This is a genomic window from Bacteroides propionicigenes, from assembly GCF_018390535.1.
Classification (GTDB): domain Bacteria; phylum Bacteroidota; class Bacteroidia; order Bacteroidales; family Bacteroidaceae; genus Bacteroides; species Bacteroides propionicigenes.
Genome location: NZ_JAHBBW010000002.1, coordinates 13,707 through 38,534, shown reverse-complemented (window position 1 = coordinate 38,534; position 24,828 = coordinate 13,707). Strand labels below are relative to the sequence as shown.

32 protein-coding genes are annotated in these 24,828 nt (G+C 42.3%); all 32 read left to right on the top strand.

Annotation, left to right across the window (positions count from 1 at the left end):
- Nucleotides 1-77: 77 nt before the first annotated feature.
- The 32 genes from rpoB (at nucleotide 78) to rpsM (ending at nucleotide 24,818) form a co-directional block, all read left to right on the top strand.
- On the top strand, nucleotides 78-3,890 hold the full coding sequence (gene rpoB, locus KG118_RS02935) for a DNA-directed RNA polymerase subunit beta (protein ID WP_117710314.1): 3,813 nt from the start codon (nucleotides 78-80) through the stop codon (nucleotides 3,888-3,890).
- 114 nt (nucleotides 3,891-4,004) lie between these two features.
- On the top strand, nucleotides 4,005-8,300 hold the full coding sequence (gene rpoC, locus KG118_RS02930; protein ID WP_117710313.1) for a DNA-directed RNA polymerase subunit beta': 4,296 nt from the start codon (nucleotides 4,005-4,007) through the stop codon (nucleotides 8,298-8,300).
- Nucleotides 8,301-8,893: 593 nt separating this feature from the next.
- Nucleotides 8,894-9,205 carry a DUF3467 domain-containing protein gene (locus tag KG118_RS02925; RefSeq protein ID WP_117710580.1) on the top strand — a complete coding sequence of 104 codons (312 nt, stop codon included), beginning with the start codon at nucleotides 8,894-8,896 and terminating at the stop codon, nucleotides 9,203-9,205.
- 117 nt (nucleotides 9,206-9,322) lie between these two features.
- On the top strand, nucleotides 9,323-9,724 hold the full coding sequence (gene rpsL, locus KG118_RS02920) for a 30S ribosomal protein S12 (RefSeq protein ID WP_004291249.1): 402 nt from the start codon (nucleotides 9,323-9,325) through the stop codon (nucleotides 9,722-9,724).
- A gap of 156 nt (nucleotides 9,725-9,880) precedes the next feature.
- Nucleotides 9,881-10,357: a 30S ribosomal protein S7 gene (rpsG, locus tag KG118_RS02915; protein ID WP_005656559.1), complete on the top strand. Its 477-nt coding sequence runs from the start codon at nucleotides 9,881-9,883 to the stop codon at nucleotides 10,355-10,357.
- 57 nt (nucleotides 10,358-10,414) lie between these two features.
- Nucleotides 10,415-12,532 (top strand): elongation factor G, encoded by a 2,118-nt coding sequence (gene fusA / locus KG118_RS02910; RefSeq protein WP_117710312.1) that lies wholly within the window; start codon nucleotides 10,415-10,417, stop codon nucleotides 12,530-12,532.
- An 88-nt stretch (nucleotides 12,533-12,620) separates the two neighbouring features.
- Nucleotides 12,621-12,926 (top strand): 30S ribosomal protein S10, encoded by a 306-nt coding sequence (rpsJ, locus tag KG118_RS02905; protein ID WP_004291244.1) that lies wholly within the window; start codon nucleotides 12,621-12,623, stop codon nucleotides 12,924-12,926.
- A 19-nt stretch (nucleotides 12,927-12,945) separates the two neighbouring features.
- The gene (gene rplC / locus KG118_RS02900; RefSeq protein WP_117710311.1) at nucleotides 12,946-13,563 is read left to right on the top strand and encodes a 50S ribosomal protein L3; all 618 of its coding nucleotides are present in this window, start codon (nucleotides 12,946-12,948) and stop codon (nucleotides 13,561-13,563) included.
- A complete protein-coding gene (rplD, locus tag KG118_RS02895) occupies nucleotides 13,563-14,189 on the top strand; it encodes a 50S ribosomal protein L4 (protein WP_117710310.1) in 627 nt (208 codons plus the stop codon). Before rplC ends, rplD begins: the two co-directional genes overlap by 1 nt.
- A gap of 16 nt (nucleotides 14,190-14,205) precedes the next feature.
- Nucleotides 14,206-14,499, top strand: a complete 294-nt coding sequence (gene rplW / locus KG118_RS02890; protein WP_087412064.1) for a 50S ribosomal protein L23 — start codon at nucleotides 14,206-14,208, stop codon at nucleotides 14,497-14,499.
- Nucleotides 14,500-14,504: 5 nt separating this feature from the next.
- Nucleotides 14,505-15,329, top strand: coding sequence for a 50S ribosomal protein L2 (gene rplB / locus KG118_RS02885; protein ID WP_009122259.1), 825 nt, complete (start codon nucleotides 14,505-14,507; stop codon nucleotides 15,327-15,329).
- Nucleotides 15,330-15,349: 20 nt separating this feature from the next.
- Nucleotides 15,350-15,619 carry a 30S ribosomal protein S19 gene (rpsS, locus tag KG118_RS02880; RefSeq protein WP_002558070.1) on the top strand — a complete coding sequence of 90 codons (270 nt, stop codon included), beginning with the start codon at nucleotides 15,350-15,352 and terminating at the stop codon, nucleotides 15,617-15,619.
- Between the two features lie 36 nt (nucleotides 15,620-15,655).
- Nucleotides 15,656-16,066, top strand: a complete 411-nt coding sequence (gene rplV / locus KG118_RS02875) for a 50S ribosomal protein L22 (protein WP_004291236.1) — start codon at nucleotides 15,656-15,658, stop codon at nucleotides 16,064-16,066.
- 5 nt (nucleotides 16,067-16,071) lie between these two features.
- Nucleotides 16,072-16,803: a 30S ribosomal protein S3 gene (rpsC, locus tag KG118_RS02870; protein ID WP_004291235.1), complete on the top strand. Its 732-nt coding sequence runs from the start codon at nucleotides 16,072-16,074 to the stop codon at nucleotides 16,801-16,803.
- Between the two features lie 21 nt (nucleotides 16,804-16,824).
- Nucleotides 16,825-17,259, top strand: a complete 435-nt coding sequence (gene rplP / locus KG118_RS02865) for a 50S ribosomal protein L16 (RefSeq protein WP_005656538.1) — start codon at nucleotides 16,825-16,827, stop codon at nucleotides 17,257-17,259.
- Between the two features lie 5 nt (nucleotides 17,260-17,264).
- Entirely contained in the window at nucleotides 17,265-17,462 is a 198-nt protein-coding gene (gene rpmC / locus KG118_RS02860) for a 50S ribosomal protein L29 (RefSeq protein ID WP_005656537.1), read from the top strand.
- Nucleotides 17,459-17,728 carry a 30S ribosomal protein S17 gene (gene rpsQ / locus KG118_RS02855; protein ID WP_005656533.1) on the top strand — a complete coding sequence of 90 codons (270 nt, stop codon included), beginning with the start codon at nucleotides 17,459-17,461 and terminating at the stop codon, nucleotides 17,726-17,728. Before rpmC ends, rpsQ begins: the two co-directional genes overlap by 4 nt.
- Before the next feature lie 2 nt (nucleotides 17,729-17,730).
- A complete protein-coding gene (gene rplN, locus KG118_RS02850; RefSeq protein WP_005825700.1) occupies nucleotides 17,731-18,096 on the top strand; it encodes a 50S ribosomal protein L14 in 366 nt (121 codons plus the stop codon).
- A 20-nt stretch (nucleotides 18,097-18,116) separates the two neighbouring features.
- A complete protein-coding gene (gene rplX / locus KG118_RS02845; RefSeq protein ID WP_117710309.1) occupies nucleotides 18,117-18,437 on the top strand; it encodes a 50S ribosomal protein L24 in 321 nt (106 codons plus the stop codon).
- Nucleotides 18,437-18,994, top strand: a complete 558-nt coding sequence (gene rplE / locus KG118_RS02840; protein WP_117710308.1) for a 50S ribosomal protein L5 — start codon at nucleotides 18,437-18,439, stop codon at nucleotides 18,992-18,994. The genes rplX and rplE overlap by 1 nt, the downstream gene beginning before the upstream one ends.
- Nucleotides 18,995-18,998: 4 nt before the next feature.
- Entirely contained in the window at nucleotides 18,999-19,298 is a 300-nt protein-coding gene (rpsN, locus tag KG118_RS02835) for a 30S ribosomal protein S14 (RefSeq protein WP_025068793.1), read from the top strand.
- 54 nt (nucleotides 19,299-19,352) lie between these two features.
- Entirely contained in the window at nucleotides 19,353-19,748 is a 396-nt protein-coding gene (rpsH, locus tag KG118_RS02830) for a 30S ribosomal protein S8 (protein WP_117710307.1), read from the top strand.
- A gap of 15 nt (nucleotides 19,749-19,763) precedes the next feature.
- The gene (gene rplF / locus KG118_RS02825; RefSeq protein WP_009122260.1) at nucleotides 19,764-20,333 is read left to right on the top strand and encodes a 50S ribosomal protein L6; all 570 of its coding nucleotides are present in this window, start codon (nucleotides 19,764-19,766) and stop codon (nucleotides 20,331-20,333) included.
- A gap of 20 nt (nucleotides 20,334-20,353) precedes the next feature.
- On the top strand, nucleotides 20,354-20,698 hold the full coding sequence (gene rplR / locus KG118_RS02820; protein WP_117710306.1) for a 50S ribosomal protein L18: 345 nt from the start codon (nucleotides 20,354-20,356) through the stop codon (nucleotides 20,696-20,698).
- Between the two features lie 5 nt (nucleotides 20,699-20,703).
- Nucleotides 20,704-21,222 carry a 30S ribosomal protein S5 gene (rpsE, locus tag KG118_RS02815; RefSeq protein ID WP_005656517.1) on the top strand — a complete coding sequence of 173 codons (519 nt, stop codon included), beginning with the start codon at nucleotides 20,704-20,706 and terminating at the stop codon, nucleotides 21,220-21,222.
- A gap of 11 nt (nucleotides 21,223-21,233) precedes the next feature.
- Nucleotides 21,234-21,410, top strand: a complete 177-nt coding sequence (gene rpmD, locus KG118_RS02810; RefSeq protein ID WP_004291222.1) for a 50S ribosomal protein L30 — start codon at nucleotides 21,234-21,236, stop codon at nucleotides 21,408-21,410.
- 30 nt (nucleotides 21,411-21,440) lie between these two features.
- On the top strand, nucleotides 21,441-21,887 hold the full coding sequence (gene rplO / locus KG118_RS02805; RefSeq protein WP_087412063.1) for a 50S ribosomal protein L15: 447 nt from the start codon (nucleotides 21,441-21,443) through the stop codon (nucleotides 21,885-21,887).
- A 4-nt stretch (nucleotides 21,888-21,891) separates the two neighbouring features.
- Nucleotides 21,892-23,235: a preprotein translocase subunit SecY gene (secY, locus tag KG118_RS02800; RefSeq protein ID WP_117710305.1), complete on the top strand. Its 1,344-nt coding sequence runs from the start codon at nucleotides 21,892-21,894 to the stop codon at nucleotides 23,233-23,235.
- A 13-nt stretch (nucleotides 23,236-23,248) separates the two neighbouring features.
- Nucleotides 23,249-24,049, top strand: coding sequence for a type I methionyl aminopeptidase (gene map, locus KG118_RS02795; protein ID WP_117710304.1), 801 nt, complete (start codon nucleotides 23,249-23,251; stop codon nucleotides 24,047-24,049).
- 9 nt (nucleotides 24,050-24,058) lie between these two features.
- Nucleotides 24,059-24,277 carry a translation initiation factor IF-1 gene (infA, locus tag KG118_RS02790; RefSeq protein WP_002558052.1) on the top strand — a complete coding sequence of 73 codons (219 nt, stop codon included), beginning with the start codon at nucleotides 24,059-24,061 and terminating at the stop codon, nucleotides 24,275-24,277.
- 9 nt (nucleotides 24,278-24,286) lie between these two features.
- Nucleotides 24,287-24,403 carry a type B 50S ribosomal protein L36 gene (gene ykgO / locus KG118_RS02785; protein ID WP_002558051.1) on the top strand — a complete coding sequence of 39 codons (117 nt, stop codon included), beginning with the start codon at nucleotides 24,287-24,289 and terminating at the stop codon, nucleotides 24,401-24,403.
- A 34-nt stretch (nucleotides 24,404-24,437) separates the two neighbouring features.
- On the top strand, nucleotides 24,438-24,818 hold the full coding sequence (rpsM, locus tag KG118_RS02780; RefSeq protein WP_009122263.1) for a 30S ribosomal protein S13: 381 nt from the start codon (nucleotides 24,438-24,440) through the stop codon (nucleotides 24,816-24,818).
- The last annotated feature ends 10 nt before the right edge of the window (nucleotides 24,819-24,828 follow it).

Sequence of the window (24,828 nt, the reverse complement as noted above, 5' to 3'; positions counted from 1 at the left end):
AAGGAACCCTTCGTGAAAAGGGTTCTTTACCTTTTTGTGTATATATTTAAAATTAAGTTCTACAAATCCATTAACAGATGTCTTCAAATACTGTAAATCAAAGAGTTAATTTTGCTTCGACTAAGAATCCGCTGGAATATCCGGATTTCCTGGAAGTACAATTGAAGTCATTCAAAGACTTTTTACAACTGGATACCCCACCCGAGAAACGTAAGAACGAGGGACTGTATAAAGTATTTGCTGAAAACTTCCCCATTGCCGATACAAGAAATAATTTTGTTCTTGAGTTTTTGGACTACTATATTGATCCGCCGCGTTATACTATAGATGAATGTATAGAGCGAGGGCTTACTTATAGTGTACCCTTAAAGGCAAAATTAAAATTATATTGTACCGACCCCGACCACGAAGATTTTGATACGGTTATTCAGGATGTATTCCTGGGTCCGATTCCTTATATGACGGATAAGGCTACGTTCGTCATCAACGGTGCGGAACGCGTTGTTGTATCACAGCTTCATCGTTCGCCGGGTGTATTCTTCGGTCAGAGCGTACATGCCAACGGTACTAAGTTATACTCAGCCCGTATTATCCCGTTCAAGGGTTCTTGGATTGAGTTTGCTACCGACATCAACAATGTCATGTATGCCTATATCGACCGTAAGAAGAAGTTGCCGGTAACCACATTGCTGAGAGCTATCGGTTTTGAGAATGATAAGGACATTCTTGAAATCTTCAACTTGGCAGAAGATGTGAAGGTGAACAAGACGAATCTCAAGAAGATTGTAGGTCGTAAGTTGGCGGCACGTGTATTGAAAACATGGATTGAGGATTTTGTAGACGAAGATACCGGTGAAGTTGTTTCTATCGAGCGTAACGAAGTCGTTATCGACCGCGAAACCGTAATCGAGCCGGAACATGTTGACATTATATTAGAGTCAGGTGTTCAGAATATCCTTGTACATAAGGAGGAACCGAACCAGTCTGACTATTCCATTATATACAATACTCTGCAGAAGGACCCCAGTAACTCGGAAAAAGAAGCTGTGCTTTACATCTACCGCCAGTTGCGTAATGCAGATCCTGCTGATGATGCCAGTGCGCGCGAGGTTATCAATAACCTGTTCTTCTCAGAAAAGAGATATGACTTGGGAGATGTAGGTCGTTATCGTATCAACAAGAAGTTGAACTTGACGACTGACATGGACGTTCGTGTCCTCACCAAGGAAGATATTATTGAGATTATCAAATATCTGATTGAGTTGATTAACTCAAAAGCGGATGTCGATGATATTGACCACTTGAGCAACCGTCGTGTACGTACAGTAGGCGAACAGTTGTCAAACCAGTTTGCTATCGGTTTGGCACGTATGTCACGTACTATCCGTGAGCGTATGAACGTTCGTGACAATGAAGTCTTCACTCCAATTGACTTGATTAACGCCAAGACTATTTCTTCCGTTATCAACTCATTCTTCGGAACGAATGCCCTGTCACAGTTCATGGACCAGACCAACCCGCTTGCCGAAATCACTCACAAACGTCGTATGTCTGCCCTGGGTCCTGGTGGTTTGTCACGTGAGCGTGCCGGTTTCGAGGTACGTGACGTACACTATACTCATTACGGCCGTCTTTGCCCGATTGAAACGCCTGAAGGTCCGAACATCGGTTTGATTTCTTCGCTCTGTGTGTTCGCTAAAATTAATGAACTTGGTTTCATTGAGACTCCGTACCGTAAGGTGGCTAACGGAAAAGTGGACCTTTCAGATGAAGGTTTGGTTTACCTCACAGCAGAAGAAGAAGAAGAAAAGATTATTGCTCAGGGTAATGCACCTTTGAATGATGACGGAACTTTTGTTCGCGACAGAGTAAAATCACGTCAGGATGCCGACTACCCGGTTGTAGCTCCTGATGAAGTGGAATTGATGGACGTATCTCCCCAGCAGATTGCTTCTATTGCAGCATCTTTAATTCCGTTCTTGGAACATGACGATGCTAACCGTGCGTTGATGGGATCAAACATGATGCGTCAGGCAGTTCCTTTGTTGAAAAGTGAAGCTCCGATTGTAGGTACAGGTATCGAACGCCAGCTTGCACGTGACTCTCGTACGCAGATTACTGCCGAGGGAGAAGGTGTGGTTGATTTCGTAGATGCTACGACTATCCGTATTCTGTACGACCGTACGGAAGACGAAGAGTTCGTAAGCTTCGAATCTGCACTGAAAGAATATACTATTCCTAAATGGCGTCGTACCAACCAGAATATGACGATTGACCTTCGTCCTATTTGCGAGAAGGGTCAGCGCGTAACGAAGGGACAAATCCTTACCGAAGGTTACTCTACCGAACAGGGTGAGCTTGCTTTGGGTAAGAACCTGTTGGTTGCCTATATGCCTTGGAAGGGATACAACTATGAGGATGCTATCGTATTGAACGAACGCGTGGTTCGCGAAGACCTTTTGACTTCCGTACACGTAGAAGAGTACTCTTTGGAAGTTCGTGAAACGAAGCGCGGTATGGAAGAGCTGACTTCCGATATTCCTAACGTAAGTGAAGAAGCCACAAAAGACCTCGACGAGAATGGTATCGTTCGTGTGGGGGCCCGCATCGAGCCGGGTGACATTTTGATTGGTAAGATTACTCCGAAGGGAGAATCCGATCCTTCTCCGGAAGAAAAGTTGCTTCGTGCCATCTTCGGTGATAAGGCCGGTGATGTGAAAGACGCTTCTTTGAAGGCATCTCCCTCTTTGAAGGGTGTTATTATCGGCAAGCGTCTGTTCTCTCGTGTCATCAAGACTCGTAGTTCTAAATTGGCGGACAAAGCATTGCTGCCGAAGATTGACGATGAGTTTGACGGTAAGGTAGCCGACCTGAAGAAGATATTGGTGAACAAGCTCCTGAAGCTCACTGAAAACTACACATCCGAGGGTGTGAAGGACTATATGGGAGCCGAAGTAATCAGCAAGGGTGCTAAGTTCTCCGCTTCTGACTTCAGTGACATGGATTTCACTGCCATTCAATTGAGTAACTGGACGAAAGATGAACACACCAACGGATTGATTCGTGCATTGGTGATGAACTTCATCAAGAAATATAAAGAGCTCGATGCTGAGTTGAAACGTAAGAAATTCGCTATCACCATCGGTGATGAGTTGCCTGCAGGTATCATTCAGATGGCTAAGGTCTACATTGCCAAGAAACGTAAAATCGGTGTTGGTGATAAGATGGCCGGTCGTCACGGTAACAAGGGTATCGTTTCGCGCGTGGTACGTCAGGAAGATATGCCGTTCTTGGCGGACGGTACTCCGGTAGATATCGTATTGAACCCGTTGGGTGTGCCTTCACGTATGAACATCGGTCAGATATTCGAGGCAGTTTTGGGACGTGCCGGAAAGAATTTGGGTGTTAAGTTTGCTACGCCTATCTTTGACGGTGCTACGCTGGATGATTTGAATGAATGGACCGATAAGGCCGGTCTGCCTCGCTATGGCAAGACTACTTTGTTTGACGGTGGTACAGGTGAGGCATTCGAACAACAGGCTACGGTAGGTGTGACATATATGTTGAAACTCGGCCATATGGTTGAAGACAAGATGCACGCGCGTTCTATCGGTCCGTACTCGCTTATTACGCAACAGCCGTTGGGCGGTAAGGCACAGTTTGGTGGTCAGCGTTTCGGAGAAATGGAAGTTTGGGCGCTTGAGGCATTTGGCGCAGCACACATCCTGCAAGAGATTCTGACTATCAAGTCTGATGATGTTGTCGGACGCTCCAAGGCTTATGAAGCAATCGTTAAGGGTGAGCCGATGCCTGCTCCGGGTATACCCGAATCACTGAATGTATTGCTGCATGAGTTGAGAGGTTTAGGCTTGAGCATCAACTTAGAATAAATTGAAATTTGAGAATTGAGAATTGGGAGATGATACTTCTCAATTCTCAGTTCCCGACTTATCAACGTTTATTTTTCAATTTTTAATTCTCAATTATCAATTATATATAAAAGTATGGCTTTTAGAAAAGATAACAAGATAAAGAGTAATTTCTCGAAAATCTCTATCGGTTTGGCTTCTCCCGAAGAAATCCTTGAGAATTCGAGTGGTGAAGTTTTAAAGCCTGAAACCATCAACTATCGTACGTATAAGCCAGAGCGTGACGGTTTGTTTTGCGAGCGCATCTTCGGTCCTATCAAGGATTATGAGTGCCATTGCGGTAAGTACAAGCGTATCCGTTATAAAGGCATTGTCTGCGACCGTTGCGGTGTGGAAGTAACAGAAAAGAAAGTACGTCGTGAGCGTATGGGACATATCCAGTTGGTTGTGCCGGTGGCTCATATCTGGTATTTCCGTTCACTTCCTAATAAAATCGGTTACTTGCTGGGATTGCCTACCAAGAAACTTGATGCCATTATCTACTACGAGCGTTATGTCGTTATCCAGCCGGGTGTTTTGGAAGGCGAGGTAGCACAGTTCGATTTGCTCGAAGAAGGAGAATATCTGGATTTGTTGGACAAGTTGCCAAGCGATAACCAGTACCTCGAAGATTCAGACCCCAATAAGTTTATTGCCAAGATGGGTGCGGAAGCCATTTACGACTTGCTGTCACGCATCGACCTCGACTCATTGTCTTATGAACTGCGTAACCGTGCGGGCAGCGATGCTTCACAACAGCGCAAAACTGAAGCCTTGAAGCGGTTGCAGGTAGTTGAGTCTTTCCGTGCATCACGTGGACGCAACAAGCCCGAATGGATGATTGTGCGTATCGTGCCGGTTATCCCGCCGGAACTTCGTCCGTTGGTACCGTTGGATGGAGGACGTTTTGCCACTTCCGACTTGAACGACCTTTACCGTCGTGTCATCATCCGTAACAACCGCTTGAAGAGACTGATTGAAATCAAGGCTCCCGAAGTGATTTTGCGTAATGAGAAACGTATGTTGCAGGAAGCTGTAGACTCATTGTTCGATAACTCCCGTAAATCAAGTGCGGTGAAAACTGATGCCAACCGTCCTTTGAAGTCACTTTCCGACAGTTTGAAAGGTAAACAGGGACGTTTTCGTCAGAACTTGCTGGGTAAGCGTGTCGACTATTCAGCACGTTCCGTAATCGTTGTAGGTCCGGAATTGCGTATGGGCGAGTGCGGTATTCCTAAACTCATGGCAGCTGAACTTTACAAGCCGTTCATCATCCGCAAACTTATTGAGCGCGGCATCGTGAAGACGGTGAAGAGCGCAAAGAAGATTGTAGACCGCAAGGAGCCCGTTATTTGGGATATTTTGGAACACGTAATGAAAGGACATCCGGTATTGTTGAACCGTGCTCCGACACTTCACCGTTTGGGTATTCAGGCTTTTCAGCCTAAGATGATTGAAGGTAAGGCAATCCAGTTACATCCGTTGGCATGTACAGCATTCAACGCTGACTTCGACGGTGACCAGATGGCCGTTCACTTGCCTTTGAGCAATGAAGCTATTTTGGAAGCGCAAATGCTGATGCTTCAGTCACATAATATCTTGAACCCTGCTAACGGCGCGCCTATCACAGTGCCTGCACAGGATATGGTACTCGGTTTGTACTACATTACCAAGTTGCGCAAGGGTGCTAAAGGTGAAGGTCTTACTTTCTATGGTCCCGAAGAAGCGCTTATTGCCTATAATGAAGGTAAATGTGACATCCACGCACCTATCAGTGTTATCGTTAAGGACATTGACGAAAACGGTAATGTAGTAGACAAAATGATGCACGATACCTCAGTAGGTCGTGTCATTGTAAACGAAATTGTACCTGCCAAAGCGGGTTACATTAATACGATTATCTCCAAGAAGTCACTTCGTGACATCATCAGCCACGTAATTAAGGTTTGTGGTGTGGCAGAGGCAGCCGACTTCCTCGACGGAATCAAGAACCTCGGTTATCAGATGGCCTTTAAGGGTGGTCTTTCGTTCAACTTGGGTGATATTATTATCCCTGAAGAGAAGGAAGCGCTGGTACAGAAGGGCTATGAAGAAGTGGAGCAGGTAATCAACAACTATAATATGGGTTTCATCACCAACAATGAGCGTTACAACCAGGTAATTGACATTTGGACACACGTAAACTCCGAGTTGTCAAACATTCTGATGAAAACCATTTCGAGCGACGACCAGGGATTCAATTCCGTATATATGATGTTGGATTCGGGAGCCCGTGGTTCTAAGGAGCAGATTCGTCAGCTTTCCGGTATGCGTGGTTTGATGGCGAAACCTCAGAAGGCAGGTGCCGAAGGCGGTCAGATTATTGAGAACCCGATTCTTTCTAACTTTAAGGAAGGGCTTTCCGTGTTGGAGTACTTTATCTCTACCCACGGTGCTCGTAAGGGTCTTGCCGATACCGCTTTGAAGACAGCCGATGCAGGATATTTGACTCGTCGTCTGGTTGACGTATCTCACGATGTGATTATCAATGAAGAAGACTGCGGTACGCTTCGCGGGTTGGTTTGTACAGCCTTGAAGAATAACGATGAAACAATCGCTACGTTGTACGAACGTATTTTGGGACGTGTATCCGTACATGATATCGTTCATCCCACAACCGGTGAATTGCTTGTTGCCGGCGGTGAAGAAATCACCGAGACCATTGCACAGAAGATTGAGGACTCTCCGATTGAGAGCGTTGAAATTCGTTCTGTATTAACTTGCGAATCTAAGAAAGGCGTTTGTGCCAAGTGTTACGGACGTAACCTTGCTACCAGTCGTATGGTTCAGAAGGGTGAAGCTGTCGGTGTAATCGCTGCACAGTCTATTGGTGAGCCGGGTACACAGTTGACATTGCGTACGTTCCACGCTGGTGGTACGGCAGCCAATATTGCTGCCAACGCAAGTATCGTTGCTAAGAATCCTTCACGTTTGGAATTCGAAGAACTCCGTACAGTAGATATTATTGACGAGGCCGGTGAACCTGCAAAGGTAGTAGTAGGCCGTTTGGCCGAAGTGCGCTTCGTAGATGTCAACACTGGTATCGTGCTTTCTACACACAACGTACCTTATGGTTCTACACTCTACGCAGCCGACGGTGAAGTGGTAGAGAAAGGCAAGCTGATTGCCCGTTGGGACCCGTTCAATGCAGTTATCATTACCGAAGCTACCGGTAAGATTGAGTTTGAAGGCGTTATTGAAAACGTTACCTATAAGGTAGAGTCCGATGAATCTACCGGTTTGCGTGAAATCATCATTATCGAGTCTAAGGACAAGACGAAGGTTCCTACTGCGCATATCATGACCGAGGACGGCGAACTTATCCGTACTTACAACCTCCCTGTGGGTGGTCACGTGGTAGTGGAAGACGGACAGAAAGTGAAAGCCGGTGAAGTAATCGTGAAGATTCCGCGTGCTGTTGGTAAGGCGGGTGATATCACGGGTGGTCTTCCCCGTGTCACTGAGTTGTTCGAGGCACGTAATCCGTCCAACCCCGCTGTGGTTTCCGAAATCGACGGTGAAGTTACAATGGGCAAGGTGAAACGTGGTAACCGTGAAATTATAGTTACCTCCAAGACCGGAGAGGTTAAGAAATACCTTGTGCCGCTGTCTAAACAGATTCTGGTACAAGAAAACGACTACGTGCGTGCCGGTACTCCGTTGTCCGACGGCGCCACTACGCCGGCCGACATCCTTGCTATTAAAGGTCCTACGGCCGTACAGGAATATATTGTGAACGAAGTACAGGACGTTTACCGTCTGCAGGGTGTGAAGATTAACGATAAGCACTTTGAAATTATCGTTCGTCAGATGATGCGTAAGGTTGAAATCGACGAGCCGGGCGATACCCGCTTCTTGGAACAACAGGTGGTGGACAAACTCGAATTCATGGAAGAAAACGACCGCATTTGGGGCAAGAAGGTGGTAGTCGATGCCGGAGATTCCCAGAATCTGCAACCGGGACAGATTGTTACTGCCCGTAAGTTGCGTGACGAGAACTCCATGTTGAAGCGCCGCGACTTGAAGCCCGTTTCAGTGCGTGATGCAGTGCCCGCTACTTCTACACAGATTCTTCAAGGTATTACTCGTGCCGCTTTGCAGACTTCGAGCTTCATGTCTGCCGCGTCCTTCCAGGAAACGACAAAAGTACTTAACGAAGCCGCTATCAATGGTAAGGTAGACCGTTTGGAAGGCATGAAAGAGAATGTTATCTGCGGTCACTTGATTCCTGCTGGTACCGGTCAGCGTGAGTTTGACAAGGTAATTGTCGGTTCAAAAGAAGAGTACGATCGTATGCTTGCCAACAAGAAGACGGTGCTCGACTATGCTGTGGATGATAAGGTAGAGGAGTAATATACTACGCTAATACAATCATTGATTTTTATAATGGAAGAAGAGAATCCTCGCTGGTTCTCTTCTTTCTTTTTTATGTCCTTCCTTTTATTTGCAATGTTTCAGCATATACTTTATCGGTGGTGTATAATCTCTGATGAGAGTCATGTTTCTGTTGTGTTTCACCGTAACACAGTGCTTTGCCATCATAATTACACTAGACTTTCTACCAGTATGCATCTGGATTCGGCTTCTACACGTATAGAGGATGCTATGGAATTTGTAGACTTGTAAACTAATCTGGAGTCACAGAAAGGTATTGTAAGATTATTTTAGACTGAGTGAGCGCATCAAGGAGATGCACACCGAAATGTTCTCGTTAAAGATAGAAAGGGTCTGAGCTGGCACTGTGTGAAAAGGGGAGGAGTATAACAAAAAAGTAGTCGGAGAGTATGGTGGTAGTATAAAGTTCTCGCTCTCTCAGGTTGATATACTTGAGGAAGCGTGCTTTTTTGTTCTTTACGAAGACTAATCGCTTTTAAGCTGGAGTATCTTGCGTGTTCTGAATGAAAGAAGTATATTTGTCTCTCAATCATATAATAATGTATAGCAATATGGAAAATCAAGAGAATAATAACGGACAATTGCAAGTCGAATTGAAAGAAGAAGTGGCCCAAGGCACGTATGCTAACCTTGCCATTATCACTCATTCTAGTTCAGAGTTTATTATGGATTTTGTACGGGTAATGCCGGGGATGCCCAAAGCCGGAGTGCAGTCGCGTATTGTGCTGGCACCTGAACATGCCAAACGTCTGCTGCGTGCGCTCGAAGAAAATATAGGTAAATACGAACGTGCTTTCGGTCCTATCCGTATGCCGGACGAGCAACCCTTTCCTCCGCTGCCCAACATCAAGGGTGAAGCATAAAATCAAAAAAAAACTTGTAGTGCATTGATTATTCAAAACTTATTAGTATCTTTGCAGCCCAAAAGTGTATAGTTTTGAATTAATATAAACAATAATATATAACTAAAAACAATTACAATGCCTACAATTCAGCAATTAGTAAGAAAAGGACGCGAGGTTTTGGTAGAGAAAAGTAAGTCTCCCGCCTTGGATTCTTGTCCTCAAAGACGTGGCGTTTGCGTGAGAGTGTATACAACCACTCCGAAAAAACCGAATTCAGCTATGCGTAAAGTAGCTCGTGTACGTTTGACTAACGGTAAAGAGGTGAACTCTTACATTCCGGGAGAAGGCCATAATTTGCAAGAGCACTCAATCGTATTGGTACGCGGTGGTCGTGTGAAAGACCTTCCGGGTGTGCGTTATCACATCGTTCGTGGTACTTTGGATACCGCGGGTGTGGCCAATCGTACTCAAAGACGTTCCAAATATGGCGCTAAACGTCCGAAACCGGGGCAGGCAGCTCCCGCTAAGAAGAAATAATTGAAGCGGCCGAAACTTATAAACAGTAAAATTAAAAGTAATAACTTACGTTTTAGTTTGTTGGAAATGCTAAAGGTTGAGTAAACACTCCGGAGGGAGAGTTGAAGAAGACAGAAGTAAACAACCAAGAACGAAAAACATTATTCTTTCAGACAAATGAGAAAAGCAAAACCTAAAAAACGTATTATCCTTCCGGATCCCGTTTTTAATGATGTGAAAGTTTCCAAGTTCGTGAACCACTTGATGTATGACGGAAAGAAGAATACCTCTTATGAAATCTTCTACGCCGCTTTGGAAACAGTGAAGAATAAAATGCAGAATGAAGAGAAATCTGCTCTTGAAATCTGGAAAAAAGCTTTGGACAACGTTACCCCTCAAGTGGAAGTGAAGTCTCGCCGTGTGGGTGGAGCTACTTTCCAAGTTCCTACTGAAATTCGCCCTGACCGCAAGGAATCAATCTCAATGAAGAACTTGATTATCTTTGCACGCAAGCGTGGTGGTAAGTCTATGGCTGACAAGCTGGCAGCTGAAATCATGGACGCTTTTAATGAACAAGGCGGTGCTTTCAAACGTAAAGAAGATATGCACAGAATGGCTGAAGCTAACCGTGCATTTGCCCATTTTAGATTCTAATACTATAAGAGACTAACCAATCGAAGATTAAAAACTTAAAGTAAAAGGAATTAGAAAATGGCAAAGAATGATTTACATTTGACACGTAATATCGGTATCATGGCTCACATCGATGCCGGAAAGACAACAACCTCTGAACGTATTTTGTTTTATACGGGTTTGACCCACAAAATCGGTGAGGTACACGATGGTGCCGCTACAATGGACTGGATGGAGCAAGAGCAAGAACGTGGTATCACTATTACTTCTGCTGCTACTACTACTCGTTGGAAATATGCCGGTGATACTTATAAAATCAATTTGATTGATACTCCGGGACACGTTGACTTTACCGCTGAGGTAGAACGTTCTTTGCGTATTCTTGACGGTGCCGTTGCTGCTTATTGTGCAGTAGGTGGCGTTGAACCGCAATCTGAAACCGTTTGGCGTCAGGCTGACAAATATAACGTACCACGTATCGCTTACGTTAATAAAATGGACCGTTCAGGTGCGGACTTCTTTGAGGTTGTTCGCCAGATGAAGGACGTTTTAGGCGCTAATCCTTGTCCTATTGTTGTACCTATTGGTGCTGAGGAATCTTTCAAAGGCTTGGTAGACCTTATCAAAATGAAAGCTATTTACTGGCATGATGAAACTATGGGTGCTGACTATACAGTAGAGGAAATTCCTGCTAACTTGGTAGACGAAGCTAACGAATGGAGAGATAAAATGCTCGAAAAAGTGGCTGAATTTGACGATGCTTTGATGGAGAAATATTTCGATGATCCTTCTACTATCACGGAAGAAGAAGTGTTGAGAGCTCTCCGCAACGCTACAGTGCAAATGGCTGTCGTTCCTATGCTGTGTGGCTCTTCATTCAAGAACAAGGGTGTGCAGACACTGCTTGATTATGTTTGCGCATTCTTACCTTCTCCGCTGGATACAGAAAATGTTGTTGGTACAAACCCCGAAACCGGTGCTGAAGAAGATCGTAAACCGAGTGAAGATGAAAAGACTTCTGCTTTGGCATTCAAAATTGCAACAGACCCGTATGTAGGCCGTTTGACTTTCTTCCGCGTTTACTCCGGTAAGATCGAGGCTGGTTCTTATATCTATAATTCTCGTTCTGGCAAGAAAGAGCGTGTCTCTCGTTTGTTTCAGATGCACTCAAATAAGCAAAATCCTGTTGAGGTGATTGGAGCTGGTGATATTGGTGCCGGTGTAGGTTTCAAGGATATTCATACTGGTGATACGCTGTGCGATGAGACTGCACCGATTGTATTGGAATCTATGGATTTCCCCGAGCCGGTAATTGGTATCGCGGTTGAGCCCAAAACTCAGAAGGATATGGATAAGCTCTCTAATGGTTTGGCTAAATTGGCCGAAGAAGATCCTACGTTTACAGTTAAGACTGACGAGCAAACAGGTCAAACTGTTATCTCCGGTATGGGTGAGCTTCACTTGGATATCATCATCGACCGTCTGAAACGTGAGTTCAAGGTTGAATGTAATCAAGGTAAACCTCAGGTTAACTATAAGGAGGCTATTACGAAGACTGTTAACTTACGTGAGGTCTACAAGAAACAGTCTGGTGGTCGTGGTAAGTTTGCTGATATCATCGTAAACATTGGTCCGGTTGATGAGGACTTTACTCAAGGTGGTTTGCAGTTTGTTGATGAAGTGAAGGGTGGTAACATTCCTAAGGAATTCATTCCGTCTGTACAGAAAGGTTTCACAACAGCAATGAAGAATGGTGTGTTGGCCGGCTATCCGCTGGATTCATTGAAGGTAACTCTGCTTGATGGCTCTTTCCATCCAGTTGACTCTGACCAGTTGTCATTTGAGATCTGTGCTATTCAGGCGTATAAGAACGCTTGTGCTAAGGCAGGTCCGGTATTGATGGAGCCTATCATGAAACTGGAAGTTGTTACTCCGGAAGAAAATATGGGTGATGTTATCGGTGACTTGAACAAGCGCCGTGGTCAGGTGGAAGGTATGGAATCAAGCCGTTCCGGTGCTCGTATCGTGAAGGCAATGGTTCCCCTGGCAGAAATGTTCGGTTACGTAACAGCACTGCGTACTATTACCTCTGGTCGTGCAACTTCTTCAATGGTATATTCTCACCATGCTCAGGTTTCTAACTCTATTGCCAAGGCAGTATTGGAAGAAGTAAAAGGTCGCACAGACTTAATCTAAAAATAACTAAAGTCCGTAGGTTAGCGAATGACTCTTAACCTACGGAACTTTATCTTATATAATAACACTATTAATAATTAAGACAGTAATGAGTCAAAAAATTAGAATCAAACTGAAATCTTACGACCACAACTTGGTTGACAAGTCAGCTGAGAAGATTGTAAGAACGGTGAAGACAACGGGCGCCATCGTTAGCGGTCCAATTCCTCTTCCTACGCATAAGCGTATCTTTACCGTAAACCGTTCGACTTTCGTTAACAAGAAGTCACGTGAACAATTTGAACTCTCTTCTTACAAGAGATTGATTGACATCTATAGCTCAACAGCTAAGACAGTAGATGCTCTGATGAAGTTGGAGTTACCGAGTGGTGTGGAAGTAGAAATCAAAGTGTAAGTATTAAAAAATTAGTGAAATGCCAGGATTATTAGGAAAAAAAATCGGAATGACATCCGTTTTCAGTGCCGAGGGTAAGAATGTACCATGCACTGTTATCGAAGCAGGTCCTTGTGTTGTTACTCAAGTGAAAACTGTAGAAAAGGATGGCTATAAAGCTGTTCAGTTGGGTTTCCAAGATAAAAAGGAAAAGCACACTACAAAGCCCCTTATGGGTCACTTTAAGAAAGCTGGAGTAACTCCCAAGAAACACTTGGCTGAGTTCAAAGAATTTGAGACAGAATTGAATCTGGGTGATACTGTTACCGTAGAATTATTCGAAGGCGCTGACTTTGTTGACGTTGTAGGTACTTCTAAGGGTAAGGGTTTCCAGGGTGTTGTGAAACGTCATGGTTTCGGTGGTGTAGGTCAGACTACTCACGGTCAGCACAACCGTGCTCGTAAGCCGGGTTCTATCGGTGCTTGTTCTTACCCTGCAAAAGTATTCAAAGGAATGCGTATGGGTGGACAGCTTGGTGGAGACAGAGTGACTGTTCAAAATCTGCAAGTATTAAAAGTAATCGCGGAGCATAATCTCCTTTTGATTAAGGGTTCTGTTCCTGGTTGCAAAGGTTCAATCGTAATAATTGAGAAATAATGGAAGTTAACGTATATAACATTAAAGGTGAAGACACTGGGAGAAAGATTACGTTAAACGAGTCTATCTTCGGAATTGAGCCCAACGACCACGCTATCTACTTGGACGTTAAACAGTTTATGGCTAATCAGCGTCAGGGTACACACAAGTCAAAAGAAAGAAGCGAAATTAGCGGTTCTACTCGTAAAATCGGTCGTCAGAAAGGTGGCGGTGGTGCACGTCGTGGTGATATGAACTCACCGGTACTCGTTGGTGGTGGACGTGTATTCGGTCCGAAACCGAGGGATTACTACTTCAAACTGAATAAGAAAGTAAAGGCTCTGGCGCGTAAGTCAGCTTTGTCATATAAAGCTCAGAATAATGCTATCGTTGTAGTAGAAGACTTCAATTTCGAAGCTCCTAAAACAAAAGATTTTGTTGTTATGACAAAAAATCTTAAAGTTTCTGACAAAAAGCTGCTTGTAGTTTTACCGGAAGCAAATAAAAACGTATATTTGTCGGCTCGTAACGTGAAAGGTGCCAATGTGCAGACTGTCTCAGGGTTAAATACTTACAGAGTATTGGACGCTGGCGTTGTTGTGTTTGCTGAAAGTGCACTTTCTGCTATCGACAATATCTTAATGTAAAAAGGAGGCTTAAATAATGGGAATTATTATTAAACCGTTAGTGACAGAGAAAATGACAGCAATTACTGATAAGGCGAACAATCGTTTCGGCTTTATCGTGCGTCCTGAAGCTAATAAACTGGAAATTAAGAACGAAGTTGAAGCCCTTTACAACGTTACCGTAGTTGATGTGAATACAATTCGCTATGCCGGCAAAAACAAGAGCCGTTATACGCGTGCAGGTATCATCAATGGACGTACAAATGCTTATAAGAAAGCTATCGTTACGTTGAAAGAAGGAGATACTATTGATTTTTATAGCAATATTTAAAAGAAATGGCAGTACGTAAATTTAAGCCCACAACACCGGGGCAAAGACATAAAATTATTGGTACTTTCGAAGAAATTACTGCACGAGTACCAGAAAAGTCTCTTGTATTTGGTAAGAAATCTACTGGTGGTCGTAACAATACAGGTAAAATGACCATGCGCTACATTGGTGGCGGTAGTAAGAAGATTATCCGTATCGTAGACTTCAAGAGAAATAAGGACGGTGTACCTGCAGTGGTTAAAACAATTGAATACGATCCGAACCGTTCGGCTCGTATTGCTCTGTTGTTTTATGCAGATGGTGAAAAAAGATATATTATTGCTCCCAATGGATTGCAAGTTGGTGCGACTTTGATGTCAGGTGAAACTGCAGCTCCGGAAATCGGAAATGCTCTTCCGCTTCAGAATATTCCGGTCGGTACCGTGATTCACAATATCGAATTACGCCCGGGTCAAGGCGCTGCTTTGGTTCGCTCGGCTGGTAACTTCGCTCAGTTGACTTCAAGAGAAGGTAAATACTGCGTTATCAAGTTGCCTTCTGGTGAGGTTCGTCAGATTCTCAGTACATGTAAGGCTACTATTGGTAGCGTTGGTAACTCAGATCATGGATTGGAAAGTTCAGGTAAAGCTGGACGTTCTCGTTGGTTGGGACGTCGTCCGCGTAACCGTGGTGTTGTTATGAACCCGGTTGATCACCCAATGGGTGGTGGTGAAGGACGTGCTTCAGGAGGACACCCGAGATCTCGTAAGGGATTGTACGCTAAGGGTCTTAAGACAAGAGCTCCGAAGAAACAATCGTCTAAGTATATTATTGAGAGAAGAAAGAAGTAATCTGATTAATTGAGTAAATTATGAGTCGTTCATTAAAAAAAGGTCCGTATATTAACGTTAAGCTTGAGAAAAAAGTGCTTGCCATGAATGAATCAGGCAAGAAAGTGGTAGTTAAGACTTGGGCCAGAGCTTCAATGATTTCGCCTGATTTTGTAGGCCATACTGTTGCAGTTCACAATGGAAATAAATTTATTCCTGTTTATGTTACCGAAAATATGGTAGGACACAAGTTGGGTGAATTCGCTCCAACTCGTACATTCAGAGGACACGCTGGTAACAAGAAAAAATAAAACAGGATTTATTTGAAATAATAAAGTAATAATATAATGGGAGCAAGAAAAAAAATATCGGCTGAAAAAAGAAAAGAGGCCCTTAAGACCATGTATTTTGCGAAATTGCAAAATGTTCCTACTTCCCCCCGTAAAATGCGTCTCGTGGCTGACATGATTCGTGGGATGGAAGTGAACAGAGCACTCGGCGTTTTGAAGTTCTCTTCAAAAGAGGCTGCCGCCAGAGTGGAAAAACTGCTGCGCTCTGCAATTGCTAACTGGGAGCAGAAAAACGAACGTAAAGCTGAAAGTGGCGAGTTGTTCGTAACCAAGATTTTTGTTGATGGTGGTGCTACGCTCAAAAGAATGAGACCGGCTCCGCAGGGTAGAGGTTACAGAATCCGCAAACGTTCAAACCACGTAACGTTGTTCGTTGGTTCTAAAAGTAATAACGAAGATCAAAATTAAGGTAAATGGGACAAAAAGTTAATCCAATAAGCAACCGTTTAGGAATTATCAGAGGATGGGATTCCAATTGGTATGGTGGAAAGAATTACGGCGACTCTTTGCTGGAAGATAGCAAGATTCGTAAATATTTGAACGCTCGTCTTGCTAAAGCAAGCGTTTCAAGAATTGTAATCGAACGTACACTGAAACTCGTGACTATTACCGTTTGTACAGCACGTCCGGGTATTATTATCGGTAAAGGTGGCCAAGAAGTTGATAAGTTGAAAGAAGAGTTGAAGAAGGTCACTGATAAAGATATCCAGATCAATATCTTCGAAGTTAAAAGACCTGAGTTGGACGCTGTTATCGTGGCTAACAACATCGCTCGTCAGGTAGAAGGTAAAATTGCCTATCGCCGCGCTATTAAAATGGCTATCGCCAATACTATGCGTATGGGTGCAGAAGGTATCAAAATTCAGATTTCAGGACGTTTGAATGGTGCGGAAATGGCCCGTTCTGAGATGTATAAGGAAGGAAGAACTCCGTTGCACACTTTCAGAGCAGACATCGACTATTGTCATGCAGAAGCATTGACTAAGGTAGGTCTTCTTGGTATTAAAGTTTGGATTTGTAGAGGTGAAGTTTATGGTAAGAAGGAGTTGGCTCCGAACTTTACACAAAGCAAAGAAAGTGGTCGTGGAAGCAATAGCGGAAACAATGGCGGAAAGAACTTCAAAAGAAAGAAAAATAATCGCTAACGAATTTGATTTTTAGGAATTATGTTACAACCGAAAAAGACAAAATTCAGAAGACAACAAAAAGGCCGTCAAAAAGGTAATGCCCAAAGAGGAAACCAGTTGGCTTTCGGTTCTTTTGGTATTAAGGCCTTGGAGACGAAATGGATTACAGGCCGTCAGATTGAAGCTGCGCGTATTGCAGTGACAAGATATATGCAACGTCAAGGACAGATTTGGATTCGTATTTTCCCGGATAAACCTATTACAAGAAAGCCTGCTGACGTACGTATGGGTAAGGGTAAAGGTAGCCCCGAGGGATTCGTTGCTCCTGTTACACCGGGTAGAATTATTATCGAAGCTGAAGGAGTATCTTATGAAATCGCAAAAGAAGCTTTGCGCTTAGCTGCACAAAAGCTTCCTATCACAACTAAGTTTGTGGTTAGACGTGATTATGATATCCAAAATCAAAATGCGTAAGAAGTATGAAAATTGCAGAAATTAAAGAAATGACTACCAATGACTTGGTAGAAAGAGTAGAAGCAGAAGTGGCTAACTATAGCCAAATGGTTTTAAATCATTCTATTTCTCCTTTGGATAATCCTGCTCAGATCAAACAATTACGCAGGACTATTGCGCGTATGAAAACTGAATTACGCCAGAGAGAACTTAACAATAAATGATGAGCTTGATGGAAGCAAGAAATTTAAGAAAAGAAAGAACAGGGGTTGTGCTGAGCGATAAGATGGATAAGACCATCACTGTTGCAGCCAAGTTTAAGGAAAAACACCCCATATATGGTAAGTTCGTTAGTAAGACGAAGAAGTACCATGCTCATGATGAAAAGAATGAGTGCAATATCGGAGATACTGTACGCATCATGGAAACTCGTCCTTTGAGCAAGACAAAGAGATGGAGATTGGTTGAAATAATTGAAAGAGCTAAGTAATTATGATACAAGTAGAATCCAGACTTACAGTATGTGATAATAGTGGAGCAAAAGAGGCTCTCTGTATCCGCGTTTTGGGTGGAACAGGTCGTCGCTATGCTTCAGTAGGGGACGTGATTGTTGTCTCTGTAAAGAGCGTTATCCCTTCAAGTGATATTAAAAAAGGTGCAGTGTCTAAAGCTTTGATCGTACGTACTAAGAAAGAAATCCGTCGTGCTGATGGTTCTTATATACGTTTTGATGATAATGCTTGCGTGTTGCTGAACAATGCAGGTGAAATTAGAGGTAGTCGTATTTTCGGTCCGGTAGCTCGTGAACTTCGTGCTACTAACATGAAAGTTGTGTCACTCGCTCCTGAAGTACTTTAATTTTGTAAAAGATTTAAGTAATGAGTAAATTACATATTAAAAAAGGCGATACAGTTTACGTAAATTCTGGTGAAGATAAGGGTAAGACTGGTCGTGTATTGAAGGTTCTTGTTGATAAAAAACGTGCAATCGTTGAGGGTATCAACATGGTGTCTAAGAGCACAAAACCGAATGCAAAGAACCCGCAAGGTGGTATCGTGAAGCAAGAAGCTTCTATCCACATTTCAAACTTGAATCCGGTTGATCCAAAAACTGGTAAAGCAACGCGTGTTGGTAGAAAAGTAAGTGCTGACGGCACTTTAGTGCGTTATTCTAAAAAATCAGGAGAGGAGATTAAGTAATGAGTAATACTGCTAGCCTTAAGAAAGAATATGCAGAGCGTATTGCGCCTGCATTGAAATCACAGTTCCAGTATTCTTCTTCAATGCAGGTACCCGTACTTAAGAAGATTGTTATCAATCAGGGTTTAGGTATGGCCGTTGCTGATAAGAAGATTATCGAAGTGGCAATTAATGAAATGACTGCGATCACTGGTCAAAAAGCCGTTGCAACCATTTCTCGTAAAGATATCGCTAACTTTAAGTTGCGTAAGAAAATGCCGATTGGTGTTATGGTAACTTTGCGTCGCGAGAGAATGTATGAATTCCTTGAAAAACTGGTTCGTGTAGCTTTACCGCGTATCCGTGACTTCAAGGGTATTGAAAGTAAGTTCGATGGAAAGGGTAACTATACCCTTGGTATTCAGGAACAAATTATTTTCCCTGAAATTAATATCGATAGTATTACCAGAATTCTCGGAATGAATATTACCTTTGTAACCTCTGCGGAAACAGATGAGGAAGGTTATGCCTTGTTGAAAGAATTCGGTTTACCGTTTAAGAACGCTAAAAAAGATTGATAATATGGCAAAGGAATCAATGAAAGCACGTGAAGTAAGACGTGCTAAATTAGTAGCCAAATATGCCGAGAAAAGAGCTGCATTGAAGCAAATCGTTAGAACTGGTGATCCTGCTGAAGCTTTTGAAGCTGCACAGAAATTGCAAGAGTTGCCTAAGAATTCTAACCCAATTCGTATGCACAATCGTTGTAAATTGACAGGTCGTCCTAAAGGTTATATCCGTCAATTCGGTATCTCCAGAATTCAGTTCCGTGAGATGGCATCCAACGGTCTTATTCCAGGTGTAAAGAAAGCAAGCTGGTAATTTTTGTTTTTAAATATTGTCAGGGTAGTCCTGATTAATTTAATTTATTTTTATATGACTGATCCAATAGCAGATTATTTGACGAGGTTGCGGAACGCTATTCAAGCAAAGCACAGAGTTGTTGAAGTTCCCGCTTCAAATTTGAAAAAAGAAATCACTAAGATTCTTTTTGAAAAAGGCTACATTCTTAATTACAAGTTTGTAGAAGATGGTCCTCAAGGTACTATTAAGGTTGCCTTGAAGTATGATCCGGTTAACAAAGTTAACGCTATCAAGAAGCTGGAAAGAATTTCTTCTCCGGGTTTGCGTCAATATACCGGTTACAAAGATATGCCGCGAGTTATTAATGGTTTGGGTATTGCTATAATATCTACTTCCAAAGGTGTAATGACCAACAAAGAAGCCGCTGATTTGAAAATCGGTGGTGAAGTTTTGTGTTATGTATATTAATAGGAGGAATTAGCAATGTCAAGAATAGGAAAATTACCCATTAGTATTCCCGCTGGAGTAACAGTTACTCTGAAGGATAATGTGGTTGCCGTAAAGGGACCCAAAGGCGAAATGAGCCAATATGTAGATCCTGCTATCAATGTTGCCATCGAAGAAGGCCATGTCGTTTTGACAGAGAATGAAAATGCAATGCTGGATAATCCGAAGCAGAAACATGCATTCCATGGTCTGTACCGTTCATTGGTTCACAACATGGTTGTTGGTGTATCTGAAGGATATAAGAAAGAGTTGGAACTTGTCGGTGTAGGTTACCGTGCTTCTAACCAAGGTAACATTATTGAATTGAACTTAGGTTACACGCACAGTATCTTTATTCAGTTGCCTGCTGAGATCAAAGTAGAAACAAAATCTGAAAGAAATAAGAATCCTCTTATTATTTTGGAATCTTGCGACAAACAATTGCTTGGTCAAGTTTGCTCTAAAATACGTTCTTTCCGTAAGCCTGAACCGTATAAAGGTAAAGGTATTAAGTTTGTTGGCGAAGAAATTCGTAGAAAGTCTGGTAAATCAGCCGGTGCTAAATAATCATTTAAATTGATAGTATTATGACAACAAAAATAGAAAGACGTATTAAGATTAAATATAGAGTACGCAATAAAATTTCAGGTACAACTGAATGTCCGCGTATGAGTGTGTTTAGAAGCAATAAGCAAATCTATGTTCAGATTATCGACGATTTGTCCGGTAAAACTTTGGTTGCTGCTTCTTCTTTGGGTATGATTGAAAAAATGCCTAAGAAAGAACAAGCTGCTAAAGTAGGTGAGCTGATTGCAAAGAAAGCTCAGGAAGCAGGTATAACTACTGTTGTTTTCGACCGTAATGGTTACTTGTATCATGGGAGAGTAAAAGAAGTAGCTGATGCTGCTCGTAACGGTGGACTTAAATTTTAATCATTATGGCAGGACTTAATAATAGAGTTAAGATTACAAACGATATAGAACTGAAAGACAGATTGGTTGCTATTAATCGTGTAACCAAAGTAACCAAAGGTGGTAGAACTTTTAGTTTTTCTGCTATTGTGGTAGTAGGAAATGAAGAAGGTATCATCGGTTGGGGCCTTGGCAAAGCTGGTGAAGTAACTGCCGCTATTGCTAAAGGTGTGGAATCTGCAAAGAAAAATCTGACTAAAGTACCTGTGCTGAAAGGTACGGTTCCTCACGAGCAGTCTGCTAAGTTTGGTGGTGCTGAGGTATTCATTAAGCCGGCTTCTCACGGAACTGGTGTTGTGGCAGGTGGTGCAATGCGTGCAGTGCTTGAAAGTGTTGGTGTAACGGATGTTTTGGCTAAGTCAAAAGGCTCTTCCAACCCGCATAACTTAGTGAAAGCTACTATCTTGGCATTAAGTGAAATGCGTGATGCCCGTATGGTTGCTCAGAACAGAGGAGTTAGTATGGAAAAAGTATTTAGAGGATAAGGAGGAAGAATATGTCGACTATAAAGATTAAACAAGTTAAAAGTAGAATTGGTGCTCCTGCTGATCAGAAGAGAACTCTCGATGCACTGGGACTTCATAAGTTGAATCGTGTGGTTGAACACGAATGTACTCCTTCAATTCTTGGAATGGTGGATAAGGTTAAACACTTGGTTACCATTGTTAAGTAATTATTTGTTGAATATAAAACGAATTACAATATGAACTTAAGTAATTTAAAACCTGCAGAGGGATCTACTAAAACAAGAAAGAGAATCGGACGTGGTCCGGGATCTGGCTTGGGAGGTACTTCTACCAGAGGTCATAAAGGAGCTAAATCAAGATCTGGATACTCTAAGAAAATCGGTTTTGAAGGTGGTCAGATGCCTCTTCAACGTCGTGTTCCTAAGTTTGGCTTTAAAAATATCAACCGTGTAGAGTATAAGGCTATCAACTTGGATACAATTCAGAAACTGGCCGAAGCTAAGAATCTGCAGACAGTGGGTATCAACGACTTCATTGCTGCCGGTTTCATTTCTGCAAGCCAGTTGGTAAAAGTATTAGGTAACGGAACTTTGACTGCTAAGTTGGATGTACAAGCACATGCATTCTCTAAGACTGCTGTTGCTGCCATCGAAGCTGCTGGTGGACAAGTAGTAAAACTCTAATTCGATGAGAAAAGCTATTGAAACATTAAAGAATATATGGAAAATTGAGGATCTGAGACAACGGATCCTCATTACCATATTGTTTGTGGCAATTTACCGTTTCGGTTCGTATGTTGTATTGCCGGGTATTAATCCGTCAATGTTGACACAATTGCATCAACAAACAAGCGAGGGTCTCTTAGCCTTGTTAAATATGTTTTCTGGAGGAGCATTCTCTAATGCATCTATTTTTGCATTAGGTATCATGCCTTATATCTCCGCTTCCATTGTGATTCAGTTGCTGGGTATTGCGGTACCGTATTTCCAGAAATTGCAACGCGAAGGTGAGAGTGGTAGAAGAAAAATGAATCAGTATACTCGTTATTTGACGATTATTATTTTGTTGGTTCAGGCTCCTTCTTATTTGCTCAATCTTAAAATGCAGGCTGGTCCTTCCTTAAATGCTTCATTAGATTGGACTCTGTTTATGCTTACTTCTACCATTATATTGGCGGCTGGAAGTATGTTTATTTTGTGGCTTGGTGAGAGAATTACAGACAAAGGAATTGGTAATGGTATCTCTTTAATTATCATGGTAGGTATTATTGCACGTTTACCGCAGTCTTTGTTCCAAGAGTTGATTTCTCGTATGACTGATAAGACTGGTGGTTTGGTGATGTTCTTGATTGAACTTGTAGTCTTGTTAGTTGTCATAGCATTTGCTATTCTGTTAGTGCAAGGCACGAGAAAGATTCCTGTTCAATATGCAAAGAAGATTGTTGGTAATAAACAATATGGCGGCGCAAGACAGTACATTCCTTTGAAAGTAAATGCAGCTAACGTGATGCCTATCATTTTTGCTCAGGCAATCATGTTCATTCCTATTACTCTCGTGGGATTTTCAAATGTAAATAATGCGAGCGGTTTCATACATGCATTAACTGATCATACAAGCTTTTGGTATAATTTGATTTTTGCGGTGTTGATTATATTGTTTACGTATTTCTATACTGCAATTACCATTAACCCGACTCAGATGGCTGAGGATATGAAGAGAAATAATGGTTTCATTCCGGGTATCAAACCAGGGAAGCAAACAGCGGAGTATATTGATGTCATTATGTCACGTATCACTTTGCCGGGTTCTTTCTTCTTGGCTTTTGTTGCCATTATGCCTGCATTTGCTGGTGTATTCGGTGTGAAGGCGGAGTTTGCTCAATTCTTCGGTGGTACATCTTTGTTAATTCTTGTAGGTGTGGTTCTTGATACTCTCCAGCAAGTTGAAAGTCATTTGTTGATGAGACATTATGACGGTTTGCTGAAATCTGGACGTATTAAAGGCCGTAGCGGTACAGTGGCTGCGTATTAATCTTATTTGAAGAATGATATTTCTTAAAACTGAAGATGAGATAGAGCTGCTCCGTAAGAGTAATTTGCTTGTAGGAAAAACGCTGGCTGAGATAGCTAAGGTTATAAAACCCGGAGTTACTACGAAAGAGTTGGATAAAGTGGCGGAAGAGTTCATTAGAGATAATGGCGCTATTCCTACATTTAAAGGCTTTCCAAATCAATATGGTGAACCATTTCCGGCTTCGATTTGTACTTCTGTAAACGAACAGGTAGTACATGGTATTCCGAGTGATACTGTAGTACTGAAAGAGGGTGATATTGTTTCTGTTGATTGCGGTACTTACATGAACGGTTTTTGTGGCGATTCAGCTTATACGTTTTGTGTAGGTGAGGTTGACGAAGAAATTCGCAAATTACTGAAAGTTACTAAGGAAGCATTATATATAGGAATACAGAATGCAGTTCAAGGCAAGCGATTGGGTGATATAGGATATGCTATACAACAACATTGTGAGTCTAATTCTTATGGTGTAGTGCGTGAGTTTGTCGGTCATGGTATTGGTAAGGAGATGCACGAGGATCCTCAAGTTCCCAATTACGGTAAGCGTGGGTATGGAACAATGTTGAAGAAAGGTTTGTGTATCGCAATTGAACCAATGATAACTTTGGGTAATCGGCAAATAGTAATGGAACGCGATGGTTGGACAGTTAGAACCAAAGACTGCAAATATGCGGCTCATTTTGAGCATACTATAGCAGTTGGAGGTGGTGAGGCTGATGTATTGTCATCGTTCAAATTCATTGAAGAAGTATTAGGAGATAAAGCAATTTAAGAAATTAATATGGCAAAGCAATCTGCAATAGAACAAGATGGAGTTATAGTTGAAGCATTGTCTAATGCAATGTTTCGTGTTGAATTAGAAAACGGACATGAGATTACTGCACATATTTCCGGTAAGATGCGGATGCATTACATCAAAATCCTACCGGGGGATAAAGTAAGAGTCGAAATGTCTCCTTACGATTTATCGAAAGGAAGAATTGTATTTAGATATAAATAAAATTAAGATATGAAAGTAAGAGCATCCTTAAAGAAACGTACGCCAGAGTGTAAGATCGTTAGACGTAATGGCCGTTTGTATGTTATTAACAAGAAAAATCCTAAGTATAAACAACGTCAAGGATAATATTATTATTTTTGCAAAAAAAATAATTTAGTATATGGCTATAAGAATAGTTGGTGTCGATTTGCCTCAAAATAAGAGAGGTGAAGTTGCGTTGACCTATGTATATGGAATAGGTCGTAGTAGTTCAGCAAAGATTTTGGATAAAGCAGGTGTAGACAAGGACCTGAAAGTAAAAGACTGGACGGATGATCAGGCTGCCAAGATTCGTGAGATCATTGGTGCAGAGTATAAAGTAGAAGGTGATCTTCGCTCTGAAGTTCAATTGAACATCAAGCGTTTAATGGATATTGGTTGCTACCGTGGTGTACGTCACCGTATCGGTCTCCCTGTTAGAGGCCAGAGTACAAAGAATAACGCTCGTACTCGTAAGGGAAGAAAGAAAACCGTTGCTAATAAGAAAAAAGCTACTAAATAATAATTGTTGA

Excerpts from the sequence above, each read along its gene's own strand:
- rpoB (WP_117710314.1), top strand. The coding sequence starts at position 78 with ATGTCTTCAAATACTGTAAATCAAAGAGTTAATTTTGCTTCGACTAAG.
- rpoC (WP_117710313.1), top strand. The coding sequence starts at position 4,005 with ATGGCTTTTAGAAAAGATAACAAGATAAAGAGTAATTTCTCGAAAATC.
- KG118_RS02925 (WP_117710580.1), top strand. The coding sequence starts at position 8,894 with ATGGAAAATCAAGAGAATAATAACGGACAATTGCAAGTCGAATTGAAA.
- rpsL (WP_004291249.1), top strand. The coding sequence starts at position 9,323 with ATGCCTACAATTCAGCAATTAGTAAGAAAAGGACGCGAGGTTTTGGTA.
- rpsG (WP_005656559.1), top strand. The coding sequence starts at position 9,881 with ATGAGAAAAGCAAAACCTAAAAAACGTATTATCCTTCCGGATCCCGTT.
- fusA (WP_117710312.1), top strand. The coding sequence starts at position 10,415 with ATGGCAAAGAATGATTTACATTTGACACGTAATATCGGTATCATGGCT.
- rpsJ (WP_004291244.1), top strand. The coding sequence starts at position 12,621 with ATGAGTCAAAAAATTAGAATCAAACTGAAATCTTACGACCACAACTTG.
- rplC (WP_117710311.1), top strand. The coding sequence starts at position 12,946 with ATGCCAGGATTATTAGGAAAAAAAATCGGAATGACATCCGTTTTCAGT.
- rplD (WP_117710310.1), top strand. The coding sequence starts at position 13,563 with ATGGAAGTTAACGTATATAACATTAAAGGTGAAGACACTGGGAGAAAG.
- rplW (WP_087412064.1), top strand. The coding sequence starts at position 14,206 with ATGGGAATTATTATTAAACCGTTAGTGACAGAGAAAATGACAGCAATT.
- rplB (WP_009122259.1), top strand. The coding sequence starts at position 14,505 with ATGGCAGTACGTAAATTTAAGCCCACAACACCGGGGCAAAGACATAAA.
- rpsS (WP_002558070.1), top strand. The coding sequence starts at position 15,350 with ATGAGTCGTTCATTAAAAAAAGGTCCGTATATTAACGTTAAGCTTGAG.
- rplV (WP_004291236.1), top strand. The coding sequence starts at position 15,656 with ATGGGAGCAAGAAAAAAAATATCGGCTGAAAAAAGAAAAGAGGCCCTT.
- rpsC (WP_004291235.1), top strand. The coding sequence starts at position 16,072 with ATGGGACAAAAAGTTAATCCAATAAGCAACCGTTTAGGAATTATCAGA.
- rplP (WP_005656538.1), top strand. The coding sequence starts at position 16,825 with ATGTTACAACCGAAAAAGACAAAATTCAGAAGACAACAAAAAGGCCGT.
- rpmC (WP_005656537.1), top strand. The coding sequence starts at position 17,265 with ATGAAAATTGCAGAAATTAAAGAAATGACTACCAATGACTTGGTAGAA.
- rpsQ (WP_005656533.1), top strand. The coding sequence starts at position 17,459 with ATGATGAGCTTGATGGAAGCAAGAAATTTAAGAAAAGAAAGAACAGGG.
- rplN (WP_005825700.1), top strand. The coding sequence starts at position 17,731 with ATGATACAAGTAGAATCCAGACTTACAGTATGTGATAATAGTGGAGCA.
- rplX (WP_117710309.1), top strand. The coding sequence starts at position 18,117 with ATGAGTAAATTACATATTAAAAAAGGCGATACAGTTTACGTAAATTCT.
- rplE (WP_117710308.1), top strand. The coding sequence starts at position 18,437 with ATGAGTAATACTGCTAGCCTTAAGAAAGAATATGCAGAGCGTATTGCG.
- rpsN (WP_025068793.1), top strand. The coding sequence starts at position 18,999 with ATGGCAAAGGAATCAATGAAAGCACGTGAAGTAAGACGTGCTAAATTA.
- rpsH (WP_117710307.1), top strand. The coding sequence starts at position 19,353 with ATGACTGATCCAATAGCAGATTATTTGACGAGGTTGCGGAACGCTATT.
- rplF (WP_009122260.1), top strand. The coding sequence starts at position 19,764 with ATGTCAAGAATAGGAAAATTACCCATTAGTATTCCCGCTGGAGTAACA.
- rplR (WP_117710306.1), top strand. The coding sequence starts at position 20,354 with ATGACAACAAAAATAGAAAGACGTATTAAGATTAAATATAGAGTACGC.
- rpsE (WP_005656517.1), top strand. The coding sequence starts at position 20,704 with ATGGCAGGACTTAATAATAGAGTTAAGATTACAAACGATATAGAACTG.
- rpmD (WP_004291222.1), top strand. The coding sequence starts at position 21,234 with ATGTCGACTATAAAGATTAAACAAGTTAAAAGTAGAATTGGTGCTCCT.
- rplO (WP_087412063.1), top strand. The coding sequence starts at position 21,441 with ATGAACTTAAGTAATTTAAAACCTGCAGAGGGATCTACTAAAACAAGA.
- secY (WP_117710305.1), top strand. The coding sequence starts at position 21,892 with ATGAGAAAAGCTATTGAAACATTAAAGAATATATGGAAAATTGAGGAT.
- map (WP_117710304.1), top strand. The coding sequence starts at position 23,249 with ATGATATTTCTTAAAACTGAAGATGAGATAGAGCTGCTCCGTAAGAGT.
- infA (WP_002558052.1), top strand. The coding sequence starts at position 24,059 with ATGGCAAAGCAATCTGCAATAGAACAAGATGGAGTTATAGTTGAAGCA.
- ykgO (WP_002558051.1), top strand. The coding sequence starts at position 24,287 with ATGAAAGTAAGAGCATCCTTAAAGAAACGTACGCCAGAGTGTAAGATC.
- rpsM (WP_009122263.1), top strand. The coding sequence starts at position 24,438 with ATGGCTATAAGAATAGTTGGTGTCGATTTGCCTCAAAATAAGAGAGGT.